The organism is Chelativorans sp. M5D2P16, from assembly GCF_034427935.1.
Lineage (GTDB): Bacteria > Pseudomonadota > Alphaproteobacteria > Rhizobiales > Rhizobiaceae > Chelativorans.
In genome coordinates this window covers 26,045-47,148 of record NZ_JAXQNM010000019.1, presented here as the reverse complement: position 1 = coordinate 47,148, position 21,104 = coordinate 26,045, and the positions used below count along the sequence as shown (strand labels likewise).

Here is a 21,104-nt window from a genome sequence, read left to right as displayed (position 1 = left end):
CGCTCAACCGGACCACGAGTGTACCTGGGCTGCCAGGTGCGGGGCTCTCTCAATGCACAATCTAGGGTCACTATGGAGCACCGTCTGTTGGGTGAGTCTCCTCGAAGTTCTCCACGATTCTTTCAGCCGTAGAACTGCAAGTCGGATGGCCATAGCCGCTCGCGCTCGTCTGCCGGTCGAGCAAGGGATCGTCGGTGATGTCATGAATGATGTTGTCGTTGTGCGCGTCGGCCACGCCGTCGGGCACATGGTCCGACTCGAGCGCATCGCGCATCTTCCAGGCGATCACGTGGTCGGTGCAGGCTTCGTCGCCGCTGAGGCCGAGGGCGCCGACCAGCTCACCCTCGCTCGCAGTGCTCAGTGCGGGCTTATCCTTGGTCGCGACACTATTGATAGGGCTGCCGATCGCCTGGACCAACCCATGCGGCGGCTGACGCAAATGGCGAGGAAAATATGACCGACCGAAGCGCGCCCGACAATCTCGAGAAGGTCCTCGACAAGGCAGCAGCCGCAGGAGACGGCACCGAAAACGTATCCGTGTCGCAGATCATGAGCGCGGTCGGGCGAAGATCATTTGGTCCCATCATGCTTGTCATCTCCCTCATCGCCTGGACGCCGCTTGGCGGCGTTCCCGGCGTCCCCACCGCACTTGCACTGACACTGATCCTTGTCGCCGGCCAGCTTGTTGTAGGCATGGAGCACTTCTGGCTTCCCCGCTTCGTGCTCGACCGCAGCATGAACCGGGAGCGCTTCCGCAAGGTTATCGGCTATATCAAACCCGTTGCGCGCGTGATCGACCGCGTGCTGCGCGAGCGGCTGCAATGGATATTCCAGCCCATCTTCGTGCGCTTCGCCGCACTGATATGCATCGCAGTCGCGCTGACCGTGCCGCCCCTGGAAGTCGTGCCGTTTGCCGGCGTGGTGCCGTGGACAGCGATCGCCATCTTCGCGCTTGCCCTGATTGCCCGAGACGGTTTCCTTGCTCTCATTGCCTTCGCCGTCGCGCTCGGTGCCGGCTACGCCGTTTTCCGGGTGCTTCTCTAAAGTCCATGCGGCTCCCTTGCTTTTCGGAGGCACGCAAACTCCAGCATTGCGAATCACCTCTCCGCCAAGTGGCTTCGATCGGCTGGAATGCCCGTTCCGAGATAGCGTCTTTGCGTCATAAACACGCGTGTTCATCGCATGTCCGCTTTCCGGGAGCCGAAATGCAGTTGTGAGAGACCACTTTGGGTTGCCAGTGCCGGTCATCGCCGTGCTCGGCAATCACGACTATGAATGCGACCAGTGGACCATATCTCGCACCTGTTGAGGGATGCGGGCGTGCCTATGCGGTGCTGGAGATTTGACATCCGGGTGCAGGGGCGGTCCGAGCGGTCGGCAAGAGATCACATCTTCACGGGTCGACAGTCGCTGCAACGGAAATCCGTGAGGACCGGATGCCGAAGAACAACGCGTAAAGCAGCGGCGTGACCCCGAGTGTCATGATCGTTCCGACACCGAGCCCGAAGGCGATCACGCTTGCCATGCCGTAAAACAGCGGATCCTTGGTCAGGATCAACGGCAAAAGCCCGAGAATTGTCGTCACCGTCGTCATCAGGATCGGGCGCAGGCGTCGCGCCGAAGCGGCGACAATGGCTTCCACGTCGTCCGTCCCTCCTTCCTCCCGCTCGATATCGATGCGGTCGATGAGCACGATAGCGTTGTTGATGATGATGCCGGCGAGCGACAGGATGCCGAGGATGACCATGAAGCCGAAATCGGCTCCCATGGCATGCAGGCCGATGGCGGCGCCGATGATGATGAGTGGGATGGTCGCCACGATCATGAGCGGCCGGCGGAACGAGTTGAACTGGGCGATCAGGAGCAGGAAAATGGCGCCGATGCACAGCGGCACATTGGCCGCGAGTGCGGCCTTGCCCTCGGCGGAGTCGGTGATAATGCCGTCATACTCGATCACATGGCCGGGTGGCAGCGTCTGGCGAAGGTCCTCCAGCACCGGATCGATCCGGGGGACGAGATCCTCGGGCGAGAAGGCGAGCGGCCGCCCCTCGACTGTCACGGTGCGGGTCAGGTCCTCGCGCTGGATGACGGCGAAGTCGCTGGCGAGCCTGATATCGGCCACCTGGAGGAGCGGCACGGTCCCGCTTCCAGACGAGCGCTGGATGCCGAGCGTCTCCACACGCTTGATATCGCTGCGTTCGGCATCGACCGCGCGGGCGACGATCGGGAAAATGTCGTCGCCTTCCCGATATTCGGAGATGTTCTGGCCGGAGAAATAGGCCGACAGCGTGTCGGCGATATCGGTCGAGGTGACTCCGTTGCGGCGCGCGCGGGCCTGATCGATGTCGACCACGAGCTTGGGCCTGCGGTTCTCCCAGTCCTGGAAGACGTCGATGGTGCCGGGGATGGCGCGAAGCGCGTCTTCGACTTCCCGTGCCTTGGCGTAGATCAACGCGGCGTCAGGCCCCTTCACCTGGATGTGGAAGACACCGGGATCCGAGGGGCCGAGGAACATGTCCGTTACGCGTGCCTGAATGGCCGGAAACGCGGTACGGAACATCTCCCGGAGGTCGCCCAATGCCCGGGGCATGTTGTCGATGGTGTCGAGATTGGCGACGATGAAAGCCTTGTTGGGCGCGGGGTCGAGCGGCGCCAGCGAGAGAACGAAGCGCGGGCCGCCGTAACCCGCATAGGCGGCGAAGTCATCGAGATAGGGAAAGCGCTCCTCGTCCGCGAGGATGGGGAACAGGCGCCGGAGCGTGGCAGCATCGGTGGTGTTGAGCGATACATCGGCCGGCAGGTCGAGGGTGATCAGCACCTGCGCGCGGTCGCTCGCCGGAAAGAAGCGCTGCGGCACCTTGCCCATTGCCCAGACGCCCGCGGCAAGGGCCGCGAACATCAGGATCAGGAAGGGGATGCGCAGGGGGAGTACGCGCCGCAGAAGGCTTGCGTAGCCCCGCTCGAACATCGCGAAGACACCGCTCCTTTCCGCTGGCGCCTCGGTCCGGTCCGGGGTCTTCATGAAGCGGTGGCACAGAACCGGCGTGACCGTCATCGCCAGCACCCATGAGGTCATCAGCGAGATCAGAATGACGAGCGAGATGGAGCGGGTATATTCGCCCGCCTCGTGCTCGGCGAGCATCAGGGGCAGAAAGACGAGTACCGTCGTCAGCGTCGACGAAAGGAGCGGCAGCGCCAGCTCGCGCCCCGTGCGCTCCAGCGCCGTCTCGCGCGAGGCGCCTTCCTCCATGCGGCGCTTGAAATCCTCTGCGATGACGATGCCGTTGTCGACCAGAAGGCCAAGCGCGATCACCAGCGTGGCGAGGCTCATGCGCTCCAGCGGGATGCCGGCAAAGCCCATCACGGCCAGCGTGACGAGCATGACGGCCGGCACGATGGAGCCAACGATCAGGCCGATGCGCATCCCCAAGAACAGGATGACGACGGCGAGCACGATTCCGAGCGTCTGCAGCACATTGCTGGTGACGCCGTAGACAGCATTGCCCACCTGTTCGGCCTGGAAGGTGACGATGTCGAGCTTGTAACCGACGGGCAGCGTCGCCTCGATCTGCCTCAGCCTGTCGCGCAGCTTTGGCCCGTATTCGAGCACGCGGTGGCCGTCGAGCATGGAGACGGCGAAGATGATGGCGGGGACGCCGTTATAATAGGCCGTGCGCTGGGGCGGGTCGACCGTGCCGCGCGTGACAGTCGCGACATCGCGCAGCGGCACGGTGCCCTTGCCGCCCGGCAACGGAATCAATGTCTCGCGTACCTGTTCGAGCGAATCGAAATTGCCCGTCGGCGCGACGATGAAGGTACGTGCGCCCGAATCGATCTCGCCGCCCGGCCTGATGATGTTCTGCGCGCGTACCGCGGCGATTATCTGCTCGGTCGAAAGCCCGAGCTCGGCCAACCGGGTGTTGGAGGCCTCGATGAAGATGCGCTCGTCCTGAACGCCGTGCAATTCGACCTTCTTGGTGCCAGCGACGCCATAGAGCTGGTCGCGCACGTGCTTGGCGATATCGTGCATCTCGCCCATGGTGAAGCCGTCGGCCGTCAACGCCGCGGTCACGACCGCCACGTCACCGAAATCGTCGTTGATGACGGGTGTCTGCGTCCCTTCGGGCAGGTGGCTGCTCGCCTCCTTTACCTTCTCGCGCAAATCGTCCCAGATCTGGTCGAGCGCGAAGTACCGCTGCTGGACGACGGCGTGGATGATCGAGACGCCGGCGCGGGTCGTCGAGCGGATCTCCTTGATCTCCGGCATCTGGCGGATTGACTCTTCCAGCGTCTTGGTGACCAGAAGCTCCATGCGCTCCGGCGAAAGACCGGGATAGCGCGTCGTAATCACGGCCTCGCGGATGGTGATCTTCGGGTCTTCCTGGGCCGGCAGGGCAAAATAGTTGCGCACGCCGAGAGCCATCAGCAGCAGGACGAGGGTGAAGACGACAGGCCGGTAGCGCCGGGCGAGGGTGGAGATGCTCATTTCGCCTCGCGCGGTCAGGGATTGAAGCGGGCCACGCCCACGCCAAGTCGGGTGACGGGCTGTCCGTCGCGCAGAAAAGCCACGCCCTTGGCGGCAATGATGTCGCCGGGCGCGAGGCCTTCGGTGACGATGGCGTGCGTGGCCGTCAGTTCTGCGATGGTGACCGGTGCGCGCGTCACCGTGCCCGTTTCCCCGTCGTAGCGGAAGGCCGCGGCCTTCGCGCCCTCCTCGGGCAGAAAGGCGGTGAGCGGGATGCTGACCAGTGGCCGATCGGCATCCGCCGCGCTGGCGGAGAGTTGAAGCGCCACTTCGGCCGTCATCCCGCTGCGCCAGGCCATGCTCTGCGCCCCGACACGCAGGGTGACCGGATAGGCATTGCCTTCGGTGGATTGTGCGGCAATCTCGGTGATCGTACCCTTGAAGTGTCGGGCGGTCGCCGTCGGCAGGCCGATTTCATGCATGCTGCCGAGGCTGAGGTGATCGACCAGCGTTTCCGGCACCGCGACAACCACTTCCATGCCGCCGGCATGTCCTTCAATTCGGAAGGCCGGCTGGCCGGCGGGGACCTGCTGCGAGGGCTCGACCAGCCGCTCGGCGACGACGCCGTCATAGGGCGCGTGGAGCGTCGCATCCGCAAGGTCCTGCCTTGCCCGCTCAACCGCAGCGGTCAGGGATGCCACCCGGCTCCTGGCCGCTTCGTACGCTGCACGCGCCGATTCCAGTGCGGCGTCGGCGATCCATTGTTTTTCATGGAGCCTTTGCTTGCGCTCAAGATCGCGCTTGGTTTCCGCCCGCTTCGCTTGCGCTTCCGCCAGTTCGCCCTTGCGCTGTTCGAGCGCCAGGGCCAGCTTTTGCGCGTTGATGGTCGCCAGGATATCGCCAGCGGCAAAGTGCTCTCCCGCCTCGACGAGAACCTCGTCCACGACGCCGGAAACCTCGAAGCTCAGTTCCGCGCGCTGCGCAGCCCGCGTCACACCGGTCAGCCGGCGTGTCGTCTGTCCTGAAGCCGCTTCCACGACGGTCCAGGCGATCGGCCGCGGCTGTTCCGCGGGGGTTCCTTCTTCCCCGCTGCAACCTGCGAGGGCGATCGATGCGCAAACCGTCGCGGCGGCCGCCATCTTGCGCGGCATGCGCGGAAACCGGGATGCCCGTCCGTGCATCTTCACGGATGTGCCCCGTCCTGCCGGCGAGTGTCTGACTGCATGTCGAATCCGTCTGAACATGGTATTTGTTAGTACCGTTGTCAGGAATGGTACCATGGAGTACCTTTGTCAAGCGAAAACGACTCCGGATTGGAAAAGGGGATGCCAGAAAAGGCGAGTCGCGGCGCCCGGCGCGAAGCCGCCATCCTGAAAGCGGCAACGGAACTGTTCCTCAAGCACGGTTATGACGGTACGTCGCTCGACATGGTGATCGAAACGGCAGGCGGCTCCCGCCGCACCATCTATGAGCGCTTCGGCAACAAGAAGGGGCTGTTCAGCGCCACCGTGGAGGCCACGCAAGCGCGTCTGCTCACGCAGTTCTCCGCGCTCGACTGGGCGAAAGCGTCTCCCGAAGAAGCATTGAACAGGGTGGGAACGGCGTTTCTTTCCGCTCTAACCGCGCCGGATGCGGTTGCGCTGTTCCGGGTTGTGATTGCCGAGGCGCCCCGCTTTCCGGAATTGGGGGAGGCGATGTTCGAGAAAGGGCCGGAGCGCGCCTATCGTATGGTCGCCGATTATCTGCGCACGAAAACCGACGCCGGGGTTTTGCGCATCGAGGACGCGAACCTCGCCGCGCGCCAGCTCGTGGAACTGTTGAAGGGCGACCTTTATCTGCGCGCGATGCTGGTTCCCGGCTGGCAGCCCGGCAGGCGCGAGATCGAGCGCCACGTGCGGTCGGCCGTCAGCATGTTCCTGCACGGGGTTTGCGGAAACGCCTGACAACCTTGCGGACGAACATCGATAGGGAGCAGCACGACGTCTGGCTCGGCCACGACGAGACGCGCACCGCGGACGCCTATAAAGCGTTCGATCCAGAATACCTTGCCGACTGCAAGCGGGCCACGGATTCGGTCATCCGCAAGCTCCAGAAGCACACGAAGCGGCCATTTGCGTGCACGGCGCGTGCAAGTAAGGGATTGAGGGTGATCGATGGTGGGAGAGATGCCACCTGAAAGCCTTCAATTTCCTGGGCTGGATGGTGGGCGTGACAGGGATTGAACCTGTGACCCCTACGATGTCAACGTAGTGCTCTCCCGCTGAGCTACACGCCCATCCGACGCGCGCATAGACCACATATCCCCGGCCCGCGTCAATAGGAAGGTTGGCGGGCACCGAGCGATGTCTTCAGGCCGCCTGAAGCAGCTTTTCGACCTCGTTGACGAGGTCGCGCAGGTGGAAGGGCTTGGACAGCACCTTGGCGTCCCGCGGGGCGTTGGAATCGGGGTTGAGCGCCACCGCCGCGAAGCCGGTGATGAACATCACCTTGAGGTCGGGATCGATCTCGGTGGCGCGCCGTGCCAGTTCGATGCCGTCCATCTCCGGCATGACGATGTCGGTCAGAAGCAGGGAAAAGGGTTCCTCACGCAGCCGCTCGTAGGCGCCGGCGCCGTTGTCGAAATCGATCACCTCGTAGCCGGCGCGTTCCAGCGCCTTGACGAGGAATCGCCGCATGTCGTCGTCATCTTCCGCGAGAAGAATTCGTGCCATCATATCTTCCGAAACATAACCCCGTGCGCCCGCATTGAGGAAGACTGCAGGATACCAGTGCCATATGATTCCGGCATGGTAAATATCAAGTGAATTGCGTTGGCTCGTGTCCGCGCATGCAAAGGTTCTGGACAGTGATCCCTCCGGGTGGCAGGCTTTCGGGCATAGCGCGACCGGGTTTTTGGCAAGGAGTTGAGGTGTCGATGGGCGCAGCGGCGGATTTTTCCGAAATTCCGGCCTTCCAGGTGCATATGCCGGGCGAGCAGCAGGTTCCCTTCGTTTTCAATTCGCCGCATAGCGGGCGCCACTATCCGTCCCGCTTCCTCTCCATGAGCCGGCTCGATGCCGCCACGATCAGGCGTTCGGAGGACTGCTATGTCGATGAGCTCTTCGCCGCTGCGGCCGGTGTCGGAGCGCCGTTCCTGACCGCCAACTTCCCGCGCGCCTATCTGGACGTCAACCGCGAACCGTGGGAACTCGACCCGCGCATGTTCAGCGAACCGGTGCCTTCCTTCGCCAACATTCGCTCGCCGCGGGTGGCCGGCGGTCTCGGCACCATTCCGAAGCTGGTCGGCGAGGGCTACGACATCTATGAAGAACGCCTGCCGCTGGCGGAGGCCCTGTCGCGCATCGAGCACATCTACAAGCCCTATCATGCATGCCTTGCGGAGCTTCTCAGCCGCACCCGCGCCATCTTCGGCTACGCCATTCTCGTCGACTGCCACTCGATGCCCGCCAACATACGCGTGGGGGACGGGCAGGGGCGGCCGGATTTCATCGTCGGCGACCGTTTCGGCTCCTCGGCGGCGGCGGCTCTGAGCCAGCATGCCATCTCCCTCCTCACGGCACAGGGCTATCGGGTCGCCAACAACAAACCCTATGCGGGGGGCTTCATCACCGAGCATTACGGCCGTCCGGCCGAGCATCTGCACGCGGTGCAGGTCGAGGTCAATCGCGGACTTTACATGGACGAGCGCACACTGCAGCGGACCGATGGCTTCAACCGGCTCGCCGCCGATCTGGCGGAATTCGTGCGGGCCCTGACGGCCAGCCCCGACCGCCATCTGCCGACAATGCCCATGGCGGCGGAATAGGGCGGCGCCGGGCGGTAGCGAGGGCGTGCGGCACGGCGATCGGCAGCCGGATAAAAAGAGACCGCATCGTTTACACGATACGGCCATGAGTCTAGGGAGGAAACGCCCAAGGAGGGCATTGGATGGCATCACCATCCGAATCATAGCTTATGCTGCGCTGCACAAATGTCAAGTCCACTGGCACGAGCCGTGCCGAGAGCCCAACGCGCCGAGCTGAAGGGGAGATCCATGTCCGCGACTCCGTCGTCCGATTTCATGCGCCGTCTGGCTGCCGCGGCCGCGGCGGAGACCATGCCGCGTTTCCGCGCGGGCGGCGACGTCGTGAACAAGCATGCCTCGGGTTTCGACCCGGTGACGGAGGCCGACCGTGCGGCCGAGCAGGCGATTCGATCGCTGATCGCGGCCGATTTTCCCGATCACGGCATCATCGGCGAGGAGTTCGGGGCGGAAGGCGCCGAGCGCAGCCATGTCTGGGTCATCGATCCCATCGACGGCACGCGCGCCTTCATCTCCGGCCTGCCACTCTGGGGCACGCTGGTGGGGCTCACCATCGACGGTGCGGCGGTGGCCGGCATGATGTCGCAGCCCTTCACGGGCGAGCTGTACTATGCGGACGGCGATGGGGCGCGCTATGAGGGCCCCGGCGGACCGCGGCGGCTGGCCACGCGCGGCACCAGGCGGCTGGCCGATGCGACGCTGTGCACCACCACGCCGGCGCTTTTCGACACCCCGCGCAGGGCGCTCTACGACCGCGTGGAAGAGGCGGTGCGCCTGCCGCGCTACGGCACCGATTGCTATGCCTATGCCATGGTGGCGGCAGGGCATGTGGATCTCGTGATCGAGTGCGACCTCAATCCTTACGATATTGTCGCTCTCATCCCGATCATCGAGCAGGCGGGGGGCGTCATCACCACGTGGGAGGGCGGGCGTGCCGAGAAGGGCGGGGACATCGTGGCCGCGGCCACGCCGGAACTCCACGCCCGGGCCCTCGAGTTTCTGCAGGAATAAAGCGGAACGCTCGCGACACCGCTCTTTCACCTGGTTTTTGCCTTTTGCGACGGCAAGTGCTCACTTGCCCGCAAGTTGCCGTGCGCCGTCAGCCGGCTTGTGCCGACGGCGTTTCCTCGTTCTGCTGCGGGGCGGCGAAGGCGTTGAAGGCGGCCAGTGCCTGTTCGCGATACGGGTCCGCTTCCTGAAGAAGCTCATGACGCGCCCCGTCGATGGTCAGCACCCGGGCCGAGCGCAAACCCCGTGCATAGCGCTCGATCGCCGGCGTCGAGACCACCTCGTCGTTGCCTGCGGCCAAAAACAGGATCGGCAGGCGGATGGCGGGCATGAAGTCCGGATCCCGCACACGTTCGGTGGCGATGCAGGCGGCACGCAGCCAGGCCATGGTGGGGGCGCCGAGGGCGAGTTCGGGATAGGTGCGCACAAGCGCCAGATTGCGGGCATAGCGTTCGGCATCGCTCGTCAGCCGGTTGCCCTGGAATGGCGTCTCCTTGCCGCGTCGCCCGCTGCCGGGCAGGCTGCACCGGCCAAGGCCGAAGGCGAAGCATAAGCCCGCAAACCTCGTTATCCAGCGCTGGGAAATGGGCGCGCGCACCTCGATGAGAGGGGCGGTGAGCACCATCCGGCGCACGCGGCTGGCCAGATCGGGGATTGCCAGGAGGGCGATCAGCGCGCCGGTGGAATGGGCAAGGATCGTGTAGGGCGGGCGGCAGTCCGGCAGGACGATGCGGGTGAAGAAAAGGTCGAGATCCTCCACATAATCATCGAAGCTTTCGATGTGCCCGCGCATGGGGTCTGTGAGCAGACGTTCAGAGCCGCCCTGGCCGCGCCAGTCGAGGGCGGCGGCGGCAAAGCCGCGCGCGGCTAGGTCGCGCACCGTCTCGAAATATTTCTCGATGCTTTCATTGCGGCCCGGCAGCACCACCACAGTGCCCTTGGCGCCACGCAGGGGAAAGCGCGCATAGCGGATGCGCCGCCCGTCCCCGGCAGCCATCATGCCCGCCACGGTGCCCTCGGGCATCGGGTTTTCCGGGATTTCATGCAGGATGGCATCCATGGCGTTCGGCTGCGTTTGGCGGCACGCGTTGCGTATGGTTCTCGTGGTGATAGAGGGGCCGTCGGCCGAAGGCAAAGAAATTCCGCCAGAACGCCGGGGATGGCGCGAGGTGCCACCCCCGGCTTCGCCGAGACACATGGAAGGGACGGTTACATGTGCCCCGGTAAGGATGATTGGCCGTGACCCTAAAAGACATCGCCTGAACGGAACACGAAAGGGCCGTTCAGCTTGTGTTCATCTTTCTTGAGAACCCGTCATCGCACCCGCTGGCGCGCCGGCGGCGGGCGGGTTCGGCACCCTTGAACGGCGCTTCGATAATCCCCAAATTTTAGCTGCGACCGCCACGAACGGGGTCGCTGGCCGGACCTGGGAACGCCTTCGCGGGTTCTCGCAGATGGCCAAACGCAAACTTGTTGCTCAAAAGGAGGACAGACCATGCGTCATGTCGACTTTTCGCCGCTCTACCGATCGACCGTCGGGTTCGATCGCCTTTTCAACATGCTCGACTCGTTTGGCCAGCTTGATGGCGGCCAGACTTATCCGCCCTACAATATCGAGCGCACGGCCGAAGACGCCTATCGGATCTCGATGGCCGTCGCAGGCTTTTCCGAGGACGAGATCTCCGTCGAGGCTCACCGCAACGTGCTGACGATCCGGGGCGAGAAGAACGAGGAGCAGAACCAGGAAAACGCCGAGGTTCTGTATCGCGGCATTGCCGCGCGGACCTTCGAGCGGCGCTTCCAGCTCGCCGACCATGTCGAGGTGAAGGGCGCCCAGCTGAAGGACGGCCTGCTGCACATCGAGTTGGTTCGCAACGTTCCCGAGGAGATGAAGCCGCGCCGCATTCCCATTGCGCGCACCAAGGCAAATGCGAAGCAGATCGAGGCGAACGCCGCGTAAAGCGCCTCCATTCTCGAAAACACCGATGGCGGTGCCTTTGGCGCCGCCATTTTTTGTGCTTTCGTATGCCGGATCGCGCGGGCCGATCGGCGTGCCCGGCTATCCTATCATGGCGCGATTACGGCGCAGGCAAGATGCCTTGGAGGAGGCGATGGCAGACGAAGCAAAGCCCCGGACGGTCGACCAGTATATCGAAGCGGCGCCTCCCGCCACGCGCGCAAAACTCCAGGAGATGCGCGCATGCCTGCGCAAGGCAGCCCCCGACGCGGAGGAGACGCTGAAATGGGGCATGCCCGCTTTTTCCACCAAGCGGATCCTGTTCACCTATGCCGCGTTCAAGCGGCATATCGGCTTCTATCCCACGCCGGCCGCCATTCAGGCGTTTGCCGGGGAGCTGTCGCAGTACGCGACCTCCGCGGGCACGATCCGTTTTCCGCTGGACAGGCCGCTTCCTGTGTCGCTGATCGACCGCATTGCTTCTTATCGGCTCAGGGACGTGGTCGAGAACGATGCGCGGTGGATGTAAGGCGGGTGTACGCTTGCGGTCCATTGGTTTACGCGCTCGTCCGGCTCGACTTCCAATGCACCTGAAATCTCTGGCTATCCCAGCATCTCGCCGAAGCGGTCGATCTCCTCGGGCGTGGTGGCGAATGACGTGACGAAGCGGTAAAGCCGCTCGTCCGGTGCAAGGTGTGTGCCGCTGCCGTCGGGCATGGTCCAAGGGTGGAAGAAGACCTCCTTCCGCTTGAGCGCGTCGGCGGTTTCGGTCTTCATGATTGCGAACACTTCGTTCGCTTGCGGTTCCCAGGCGAGGCGGAGTCCGCCGGCATTTCTCACGGTGCGGGCGAGGCGTGCGGCCATCTCATTGGCATGGCGGGCGTTCTTCAGCCATAGTTCGTCACGGAAATAGGCGTCGAACTGGGCGGCGATGAAGCGCGACTTGGAAAAAAGATGCGCGGCGCGCTTGCGCAGGAAATGCATGTCGCCGGCGCGCGCCGGGTCCATGATGACCACCGCCTCGGCGCACCAGCAGCCGTTCTTGGTGGCGCCGAAGGAGAGGACCTCGACGCCGCGCTTCCATGTCATTTCGGCAGGTGTGGTGCCGAGTGCGGCCAGCGCGTTGGCGAAACGCGCTCCATCCATATGCAGCGGCAGGCCGTGGGCGCGACATACCGTGGCGATGGTCTCGATATCGTCCAAAGAATAGACGGTGCCGATTTCGGTGGCCTGGGTGAGGGAGACCGCCATGGGCTGACCGGCATGGACGAACGCGGCCGGAAACAGGTGGATCGCCGCCTCCAGTGCGCGGGCGTCCATGCGGCCGAGCGCACCGGGAACCGGATGCATCCTGGCCCCGCCGGTCAGATGTTCCGGCGCGCCGCCCTCGTCCTCCAGCATGTGCGCGTTGGTGTGGCCGAAGGCGACGCCGCCGGGCCGGTTGAGGAAGGCCATGGAGAGCGCGTTGGCGGCCGTTCCCGTGGCGACGAAGAAGACCGCCACCTCGCGCTCGAAAAGTTCGCAGAAGTGCCGTTCCACCGCCCGGTCGAGCTCGCTTTGGCCGTATGCGGTGGCAAAGCCGGCCGATTGCACGGCAAGGGCCTCGGCGATGGCGGGATGGGCGCCGGCCCAGTTGTCGGAAGCGAAATTCACAGGCATCGAACGACCTCGCGGATTGCGGCGCGCAACCTCGCGCGTTGCCGATGCGGATTCAAGGACTATGTAGAGCCGAGGCGCCGCGGCCTGTGGATGCGCGCGAACTTGCCGGATTGCCGCGAATGCCGCAACTTTGTTGCTTGCCGGGGAAGGATTTTTTACGTTTGCGTCTTGTGTGGCGTGCGATTTTCTGGCATGTGGAGAAATAGGACAGGAGTACTGTCTTATTTATCGACGTGTTCATGGGCCGGATCGCATTGTGCTATAGTGATCGGCGCCGCGATGACGCGTGGATATGGCGGGCACGGGACAGGCGACCGAGCGCGCCGTCCTTAGAAGATACGCGCCGTGATAACGGAAGCGTTCTTCCGGCTTTTCGCAAGATGTGCCGACTGAGCAGCCGGGATGCGCCGAAAAAGGGCGGCCCGAAACGAACCCGACGCCCCCGAGGGGGGTCGAACGCGGAGGATACGCGATGACGGACTTGACGCCATCTGTAGCGACGGGGCTGACGCCCTCCGTGCGGGCCTTGAAAGCCGCCCTTGAAGGTCCTGCCGCCGGCCTGCCCGCCGCGCGCGGCCTTTACGATCCGCGCAACGAGCACGACTCCTGCGGCGTGGGCTTTGTCGCGCACATGAAGGGCGTGAAGTCGCACTCGATCATCAGCGACGGCCTGGCGATGCTGGAGAACCTCACCCATCGCGGTGCGGTGGGGGCGGATCCGCTGGTGGGCGACGGCGCGGGCATGCTGGTGCAGATCCCCGACAAGTTCTTCCGCGAGGAGATGGCGGCGCAGGGCGTGGAACTTCCCCCGGCCGGCAGCTATGGCGTCGGCTATCTGTTCATGCCGCAGGACCCGGCGCTCCGGGCGCACATCGAGGAGATCATCGCCGAGGTGACGCGGTCCGAAGGCCAGGTCCTGCTCGGCTTCCGCGACGTGCCCGTGGACAATTCCTGCCTTTCCAAGGCGCCTGAAATCGCCGCTTCCGAGCCCATTCACCGCCAGGTCTTCATCGGCCGGGGCGATGCCATCACCGACGAGGACGACTTCGAGCGCCGGCTCTACATCCTGCGCAAGGTGATCTCCGGGCGCATCTACGAGGAGACGGACGGGCGCGACAACGGCTTCTATATCGTATCCATGTCGGCGCGGACGGTGGTCTACAAGGGCATGTTCCTGGCCTATCAGCTCGGCGCCTACTATCGCGACCTGAAGGACGATCGCTTCCAGTCGGCGCTCGCGCTGGTCCACCAGCGCTTCTCGACCAACACCTTCCCATCCTGGAAGCTGGCGCATCCCTATCGGATGGTCGCGCACAACGGCGAGATCAACACGCTGCGCGGCAACGTGAACTGGATGGCGGCACGCCAGGCATCCGTCGACTCGGAGCTGTTCGGCAACGACATTTCCAAGCTCTGGCCAATCTCCTATGAGGGGCAGTCGGACACGGCCTGCTTCGACAATGCGCTCGAATTCCTGCATCAGGGCGGCTACCCGATGGTGCACGCCATGATGATGCTGATCCCGGAAGCGTGGGCCGGCAATAAGCTGATGAGCCCGGAGCGCCAGGCGTTCTACGAATATCACGCCGCTCTCATGGAGCCCTGGGACGGGCCGGCGGCGGTGGCTTTCACCGACGGACGGCAGATCGGCGCCACGCTCGACCGCAACGGCCTCAGGCCGGCGCGTTATATCGTCACCGACGACGACCGGGTCATCATGGCCTCGGAGGCGGGTGCGCTGACCGCGCCGGAGGAGAAGATCGTCTCCAAATGGCGGCTGCAGCCCGGCCGCATGCTGCTTCTCGACCTGGAAGAGGGGCGGATCGTTTCCGACGACGAGCTGAAGTCGGCGATCGCGACCAAGCATCCCTTCAGGGAATGGCTGGACAATACCCAGCTCATCCTTGAGGAGCTGAAGCCCGTCGCGCCGCGCGAGCCGCGCCAGGACGTCTCACAGCTCGACCGGCAGCAGGCCTTCGGCTACACGCAGGAAGATGTCCGCATGCTGATGCCGCCCATGGCCACGACCGGCCAGGAGGGCCTCGGCTCCATGGGCACCGACACGCCGATCTCGGCCATGTCGGACAAGTCGAAGCTGCTTTACACCTATTTCAAGCAGAACTTCGCGCAGGTCACCAACCCGCCGATCGACCCGATCCGCGAGGAGCTGGTGATGAGCCTCGTCTCCTTCATCGGGCCGCGGCCGAACATTTTCGACCTGGTGGGCAATTCGCGCCGCAAGCGGCTCGAGGTGCGCCAGCCGATCCTCACCAATGGCGATCTGGAGAAGATCCGCTCCATCGGCCATTCCGAGGATCGCTTCGACACCAAGACGCTGGATGTCACCTATGCGGCGCTCGACGGGGCCGCCGGCATGGCCGGCGCGCTCGACCGGCTGTGCGAGCGCGCGGAAGCGGCCGTCGCCGGCGGCTACAACATCATCATCCTTTCCGACCGGCAGATTGGCCCCGACCGCATCGCCATTCCGATGCTGCTGGCCACCGCCGCGGTGCACCATCACCTGATCCGCAAGGGCCTGAGGACTGCGGTTGGCCTGGTGGTCGAGTCGGGCGAGCCGCGCGAGGTGCATCATTTCTGCTGCCTGGCCGGATATGGGGCGGAAGCCATCAACCCGTATCTCGCCTTCGATACGCTCACCGATATGCACACCAAGGGCGAGTTCCCGCCCGAGGTCGATCCGAAAGAGGTGGTCACGCGTTACATCAAGTCCATCGGCAAGGGCATCATGAAGGTGATGTCCAAGATGGGCATTTCCACCTACCAGTCCTATTGCGGCGCGCAGATCTTCGACGCCGTTGGACTTCGCTCTGAATTCGTCGAGCGCTACTTCACCGGCACCGCGACCGCCATCGAAGGCGTGGGACTGGAGGAGATCGCCCAGGAAACGGTGGCGCGCCATGCCGCGGCCTTCGGCAAGGACCCTGTGCTGAAGACCGCGCTCGACGTGGGCGGTGAGTACAATTACCGCATCCGCGGCGAAGAGCACGCCTGGTCGCCGGACGCGGTGGCGACGCTGCAGCACGCGGTGCGCAAGAAGTCCTGGGAGAATTACCAGGAGTTCTCGAACCTCATCAACGGCGAGAGCGCCAGGGCCAAGACCATTCGCGGCCTGTTTCAGATCAGGATGGCCGGGCAGGCGGGGCGCAAGCCGGTGCCGATCGAGGAGGTCGAGCCGGCGGTGGAGATCGTCAAGCGCTTCTCCACCGGCGCCATCTCCTTCGGCGCCATCAGCCGCGAGGCGCACACGACGCTTGCACGCGCCATGAACGCGATCGGCGGCAAGTCCAACACCGGCGAGGGCGGCGAGGAAGCCGACCGTTTCCTGCCGCTGCCCGACGGCGCGATGAACCCGGAACGCTCGTCCATCAAGCAGGTGGCGAGCGGGCGCTTCGGGGTGACCACCGAATATCTCGTCAACTCCGACATGATGCAGATCAAGATCGCCCAGGGCGCCAAGCCCGGCGAGGGCGGTCAGCTCCCCGGCCACAAGGTGGACGCGACGATCGCCAAGGTGCGCCATTCGACGCCGGGCGTCGGCCTGATCTCGCCGCCGCCGCACCACGACATCTATTCCATCGAGGACCTGGCGCAGCTCATCTTCGACCTGAAGAACGTCAATCCGGCCGGCGACGTTTCCGTGAAGCTCGTCTCCGAGGTAGGCTGCGGCACGGTTGCCGCAGGTGTCGCCAAGGCGCGCGCCGACCACATCACCATCGCCGGCTACGATGGCGGCACGGGCGCCTCGCCGCTCACCTCGATCAAGCACGCGGGCTCTCCGTGGGAGATGGGCCTTGCCGAGACGCATCAGACGCTGGTGCTGAATGGCTTGCGCAGCAGGGTGGCGCTTCAGGTGGACGGCGGTCTGAGGACCGGGCGCGACGTGATCGTCGGTGCGCTTCTGGGCGCCGACGAGTTCGGCTTCTCCACCGCTCCGCTGATCGCGGCGGGTTGCCTGATGATGCGCAAGTGTCACCTCAACACCTGCCCCGTGGGTATCGCCACGCAGGATCCGGTGCTCAGGAAGCGCTTCAAGGGTACGCCGGAACACGTCATCAACTATTTCTTCTATGTCGCCGAGGAAGTGCGTCAGATCATGGCCGAAATGGGCTTTACGAAGCTCGACGACATCGTCGGTCAGTCGGACCTTCTGGAAAAGCGCGCCATGATTGACCACTGGAAGGCCAGGGGGCTCGATTTCACCCGCGTCTTCTTCAAGCCGGAAGCGCCGCGCGAGGCGATCCGCTGGACGGAGCGGCAGAAGCATCCGATCGAGGACATCCTCGACCGCAAGCTGATTGCCGCCGCCCAGCCGGCGCTGGAGCGCAAGGAGCCGGTCACCTTCGAGACCGACATCTGCAACATCGACCGCACCACCGGAGCGATGCTGTCGGGTGAAGTGGCCAAACGCCACGGCCACAAGGGGCTGAAGGACGACACGATCTCGGTGCGCTTCACCGGCACGGCCGGCCAGTCCTTCGGCGCTTTCCTGGCGCGCGGTATTTCCTTCGATCTCGTGGGGGACGCCAACGATTATGTCGGCAAGGGGCTCTCCGGCGGCCGCATCGTGGTCCGTCCCTCCGAGCGCTCCCGGATCGTGCCGGAGCGTTCCATCATCATCGGCAACACCGTGCTCTACGGCGCCATCGAAGGCGAGTGCTATTTCCGCGGCGTGGCGGGCGAGCGTTTCGCCGTGCGCAATTCCGGCGCGGTCGCGGTGGTGGAAGGCGTGGGCGACCACGGCTGCGAATACATGACCGGCGGCGCCGTCGTCGTGCTCGGTGAGACGGGCCGCAATTTCGCGGCCGGCATGTCGGGCGGCGTGGCCTATGTGCTGGACGAGGCGGGCGACTTCGCCGAGCGCTGCAACATGGCCATGGTCGAGCTGGAGCCGGTTCCCGAAGAGGACGATATCCTCGAAAAGCTGCATCACCACGGCGGCGACATCGCCCATATGGGCCGCGTCGACGTTTCCGGCGACATGACCCGGCACGACGAGGAGCGGCTGGCGCACCTGATCTCCAACCATTACCGCTATACGGGCTCGGAGCGCGCGCGCATCATCCTCGACAACTGGGCGGACTACCGGCCCAAGTTCCGCAAGGTCATGCCGGTCGAATACCGCCGGGCGCTGGAGGAGATGGAGCGCATGCGCATGGGGATCGCGGCGGAGTGAGTGCTGTGCGCCTCGCCCATGCCCTGATTTCGCTTCTGATCGCTTTCTCGGTGCCGCTGGCGGTTTACCTTGTCGGTGACGTAGCTGGAGCAGAAATCTTTGTATTGGGTGCGGTCATAGGGTTTGCCTATTGGTATTGGGGACCAGGGTGGGCCCCGCTTTGATAGCAGCGCTCAAAGTGGAAAACTGGTTGCGGGCCTGAGAGGGCCGTCAGGAACAAGGAATGAGTATGGGCAAGGTTACAGGTTTTCTCGAGATCGACCGGCAGGAGAACAAGTACCAGCCGGCGTCCGACCGCATCCGGCATTTCCGCGAATTCACCATCCCGATGTCGGAGCAGGAGGTGGCGAAGCAGGCCGCGCGCTGCATGGACTGCGGCATCCCCTTTTGTCACGGGCCGATGGGATGCCCCGTGCACAACCAGATCCCGGACTGGAACGATCTCGTCTATCAGGGCGACTGGGAGACGGCGATCCGCGACCTGCACTCCACCAACAATTTCCCGGAGTGGACGGGGCGCATCTGCCCGGCGCCGTGCGAGGAGGCCTGCACGCTCAACCTGGAAGACGTGCCGGTCACCATCAAGACCATCGAGCAGGCCATCGGCGACAAGGCCTATGAACTGGGCTATGTGCGCCCGCAGCCGCCGGAGACCAAGACCGGCAAGCGCGTCGCCATCATCGGCTCCGGTCCTGCCGGCATGGCCGCCGCCCAGCAGCTTGGCCGGGCGGGGCACGACGTGCATGTCTATGAGCGCGAGAGCCGGCCGGGCGGGCTGATGCGCTACGGCATTCCCGACTTCAAGATCGAAAAACACTATATCGATCGGCGCGTCGAACAGATGCAGGGCGAAGGCGTCACCTTCCATTGCGGGGTGAATGTCGGCGTGGACAAGCCGGTCCAGGAACTGCTTGCCGAGCACGACGCCGTGCTTTACTGCGGCGGCTCGGAAAAGCCGCGGCCGGCGGGCATTCCCGGTGGGGAGTTCGAGGGCGTTCACGACGCCATGCCCTATCTCGTGCAGCAGAACCGGCGCATCGGCGGCGAAAACATCCAGTCCGTCGCCTGGGCGGCGGATCCCATTCTCGCCGGTGGCAAGCATGTGGTGGTGGTCGGCGGCGGTGACACCGCTTCCGACTGTGTCGGCACGGCATTCCGCCAGGGTGCCGTGCGCGTGACGCAGCTAGACATCCGACCGAGGCCGCCGGAGAAGGAGGACAAGCTCACCGTCTGGCCCTACTGGGCGACGAAGATGCGCACCTCTTCCAGCCAGGCCGAAGGCGCGGAGCGGGAGTTCCAGGTCGCCACGCTCGCGTTCGTGGGTGAGGACGGGCAACTCACCGGTGTGAGGTGCTGCGAGGTCGATGAGAAGCGCGGACCCATCGAAGGCACGGAATTCATCATCAGGGCCGATCTCGCCTTCATCGCCATCGGCTTTGCCGGCCCGCTCGATACGACCGTGCTGAATGAACTCAAAGACAAACTCTCCATTCAGGTCGACCGCCGCAATTCAACCAACGTGGAGGCGAACGACCGCGATTACCGCACAAGCGTCGACCGGTTTTTCGCCGCCGGCGATGCGCGGCGCGGCCAGTCCCTGGTGGTTTGGGCGATTCGTGAGGGGCGGCAGGCCGCACGTGCCATCGACGAATTCCTGATGGGAAGCACCGTCCTGCCGCGGTAGCGGCGAAGCCGGATCGGCGCGGATTTGCCCTGTCGCAAGGCGGCGGCAGGCTCTACCCGCCAAAGGGGCGGCTGTCTCTACCCGCCAAAGGGGCGGCTGTCTCTACGGTCCGACTGCCGTCGTATCGTCCTCGTCCTCCGGCGGCACGCGAGGTCTCTCGAGCGGGACGAAGTGGTCGGCGCGGCCGGGCTGTGAAGCCGGAACCGCCTGTTCTTTCGAAGTGGCCGATGCGCCGGTCGAACCGCCAAGGAGTTCGCCGCCGCCGTCCAGTTCCGGCCCGACAAGCGATATCGGGCCGGTACGCCCCGTCTCGGCGGGGCTTTCCGGGGCGGGAAGGCTTTCCATCTCCAGTTGCTCGACATCCGGGGAGACGGCAGCGCCGAGCAGCTTGCCCAATGGCTTTTCGACATAGAACGCCACCTTGCGCTTGCCCGCCCTGGTGAGGTTGATGCCCTCGCTGCCGCGCAGGCGCACGGGCTGGCCGTTCATGTCAGGTCCGGTAAAGACGAAGGCGCCGTTCTCGTCGACGAAGCCCTCCCAGATATCGACGAAGGTGCCGCCGACGGCGTCCACGGCCGTCTTGTGGATGTCGTTGAAGGCCAGCATGTCGGAGGACATGGAGGACGATTCGAAGGGCGGCAGACCTGTCCAGACCAGCGGAACGTCCGCCTCTTCGATCGCCTGTGTAAAGCGCGTCACGCGGCGCGTGTATTCCGCCAGCCAGGGGTCGGCCTGGGGGCGCTCGCGCCTGCCGTCGACGACGAGTTGCTGGCGGTCGTTGGAACCGATCATGACGACGACCACCGACGGCTCAACCTCTTCCAGGATCGGCCCGATCTCGCTGTTCCAATCGTAGAAATCGTCGCGGACAAAGCCGGAGGAGCCGTTGCTGCGGTCGACGATCCGCACGCCGGGAGAATCGGCATAGGCGGCCGTGAGACCCTCGGCCAGGCCGCCAGCCAGAAAGTCGCCGACGACGAGCACCACCCGCGCGTTGTCGAGCTTTTCCACCGTCGGGGGGGCGGCAGGGGCGGCGCGAGGCGCCGGCTGCTGCTGCCTGGAAGCCGCCGGCGGGCGTGTCTGCCGGGAAGGGGCGCGTCTCTGCGGCGCCGCACGCTGGCGCTCGCGTGCGGGCGGCAAGGCCTCGCGCGGGGGCGGCCCGCCGAAGAGCATGTCGAGAAGCCCGCGCCGGCGGATGACTTCCTGCGCAAACGCTCCGTCCCGCGGCGACGGCATGGCGGTGAAAAGAACGGCCAGTCCGAGGACGGCCAGAAGCAACCGCAGGAGAGGCGCTCTCTTGGAAGGACCCGCGGCCATAAACCGTTACTCCTGGTG

At 64.7% G+C, this 21,104-nt stretch carries 15 protein-coding genes and 1 tRNA gene; 8 read left to right on the top strand and 8 right to left on the bottom strand.

Going from position 1 to position 21,104, the window contains the following annotated elements; all coding sequences use genetic code 11:
- Positions 1-70: 70 nt before the first annotated feature.
- Complete coding sequence (locus tag SIN08_RS09805) at positions 71-418, bottom strand: hypothetical protein (protein WP_322451394.1); 348 nt, start codon at positions 416-418, stop codon at positions 71-73.
- A 35-nt stretch (positions 419-453) separates the two neighbouring features.
- Between SIN08_RS09805 and SIN08_RS09800 the strand changes: the two genes are divergently transcribed.
- The gene (locus SIN08_RS09800) at positions 454-1,044 is read left to right on the top strand and encodes an exopolysaccharide biosynthesis protein (protein WP_322451393.1); all 591 of its coding nucleotides are present in this window, start codon (positions 454-456) and stop codon (positions 1,042-1,044) included.
- Positions 1,045-1,393: 349 nt separating this feature from the next.
- Here SIN08_RS09800 and SIN08_RS09795 read toward each other — a convergent pair whose 3' ends face one another.
- Positions 1,394-4,486, bottom strand: a complete 3,093-nt coding sequence (locus SIN08_RS09795) for an efflux RND transporter permease subunit (protein WP_322451392.1) — start codon at positions 4,484-4,486, stop codon at positions 1,394-1,396.
- 14 nt (positions 4,487-4,500) lie between these two features.
- Positions 4,501-5,616: an efflux RND transporter periplasmic adaptor subunit gene (locus tag SIN08_RS09790; protein ID WP_322451391.1), complete on the bottom strand. Its 1,116-nt coding sequence runs from the start codon at positions 5,614-5,616 to the stop codon at positions 4,501-4,503.
- A 174-nt stretch (positions 5,617-5,790) separates the two neighbouring features.
- Between SIN08_RS09790 and SIN08_RS09785 the strand changes: the two genes are divergently transcribed.
- A complete protein-coding gene (locus SIN08_RS09785; protein ID WP_322451390.1) occupies positions 5,791-6,408 on the top strand; it encodes a TetR/AcrR family transcriptional regulator in 618 nt (205 codons plus the stop codon).
- Between the two features lie 257 nt (positions 6,409-6,665).
- Here SIN08_RS09785 and SIN08_RS09780 read toward each other — a convergent pair.
- A tRNA-Val gene (locus tag SIN08_RS09780) sits at positions 6,666-6,740 on the bottom strand.
- 73 nt (positions 6,741-6,813) lie between these two features.
- Positions 6,814-7,176, bottom strand: a complete 363-nt coding sequence (gene cpdR, locus SIN08_RS09775; RefSeq protein WP_159588443.1) for a cell cycle two-component system response regulator CpdR — start codon at positions 7,174-7,176, stop codon at positions 6,814-6,816.
- Between the two features lie 203 nt (positions 7,177-7,379).
- Between cpdR and SIN08_RS09770 the strand changes: the two genes are divergently transcribed.
- Both SIN08_RS09770 and hisN read left to right on the top strand, forming a co-directional pair.
- On the top strand, positions 7,380-8,270 hold the full coding sequence (locus SIN08_RS09770) for an N-formylglutamate amidohydrolase (RefSeq protein ID WP_322451389.1): 891 nt from the start codon (positions 7,380-7,382) through the stop codon (positions 8,268-8,270).
- Positions 8,271-8,498: 228 nt separating this feature from the next.
- Positions 8,499-9,278, top strand: coding sequence for a histidinol-phosphatase (hisN, locus tag SIN08_RS09765; protein WP_322451388.1), 780 nt, complete (start codon positions 8,499-8,501; stop codon positions 9,276-9,278).
- An 88-nt stretch (positions 9,279-9,366) separates the two neighbouring features.
- On the opposite strand, the gene SIN08_RS09760 is transcribed toward hisN, so the two are convergent.
- Positions 9,367-10,335 (bottom strand): alpha/beta fold hydrolase, encoded by a 969-nt coding sequence (locus tag SIN08_RS09760; protein ID WP_416208047.1) that lies wholly within the window; start codon positions 10,333-10,335, stop codon positions 9,367-9,369.
- A gap of 435 nt (positions 10,336-10,770) precedes the next feature.
- On the opposite strand from SIN08_RS09760, the gene SIN08_RS09755 reads away from it, so the two are divergent.
- Positions 10,771-11,235, top strand: a complete 465-nt coding sequence (locus SIN08_RS09755) for an Hsp20 family protein (protein ID WP_322451386.1) — start codon at positions 10,771-10,773, stop codon at positions 11,233-11,235.
- A 151-nt stretch (positions 11,236-11,386) separates the two neighbouring features.
- A complete protein-coding gene (locus SIN08_RS09750) occupies positions 11,387-11,761 on the top strand; it encodes an iron chaperone (RefSeq protein WP_322451385.1) in 375 nt (124 codons plus the stop codon).
- A 74-nt stretch (positions 11,762-11,835) separates the two neighbouring features.
- On the opposite strand, the gene SIN08_RS09745 is transcribed toward SIN08_RS09750, so the two are convergent.
- On the bottom strand, positions 11,836-12,885 hold the full coding sequence (locus SIN08_RS09745; protein WP_322451400.1) for a low specificity L-threonine aldolase: 1,050 nt from the start codon (positions 12,883-12,885) through the stop codon (positions 11,836-11,838).
- 478 nt (positions 12,886-13,363) lie between these two features.
- On the opposite strand from SIN08_RS09745, the gene gltB reads away from it, so the two are divergent.
- A complete protein-coding gene (gltB, locus tag SIN08_RS09740) occupies positions 13,364-18,085 on the top strand; it encodes a glutamate synthase large subunit (protein ID WP_322451384.1) in 4,722 nt (1,573 codons plus the stop codon).
- A gap of 229 nt (positions 18,086-18,314) precedes the next feature.
- Positions 18,315-19,769, top strand: a complete 1,455-nt coding sequence (locus SIN08_RS09735; protein ID WP_322451399.1) for a glutamate synthase subunit beta — start codon at positions 18,315-18,317, stop codon at positions 19,767-19,769.
- 102 nt (positions 19,770-19,871) lie between these two features.
- Here SIN08_RS09735 and SIN08_RS09730 read toward each other — a convergent pair whose 3' ends face one another.
- A complete protein-coding gene (locus SIN08_RS09730; protein ID WP_322451383.1) occupies positions 19,872-21,086 on the bottom strand; it encodes a DUF459 domain-containing protein in 1,215 nt (404 codons plus the stop codon).
- Positions 21,087-21,104: the final 18 nt, after the last annotated feature.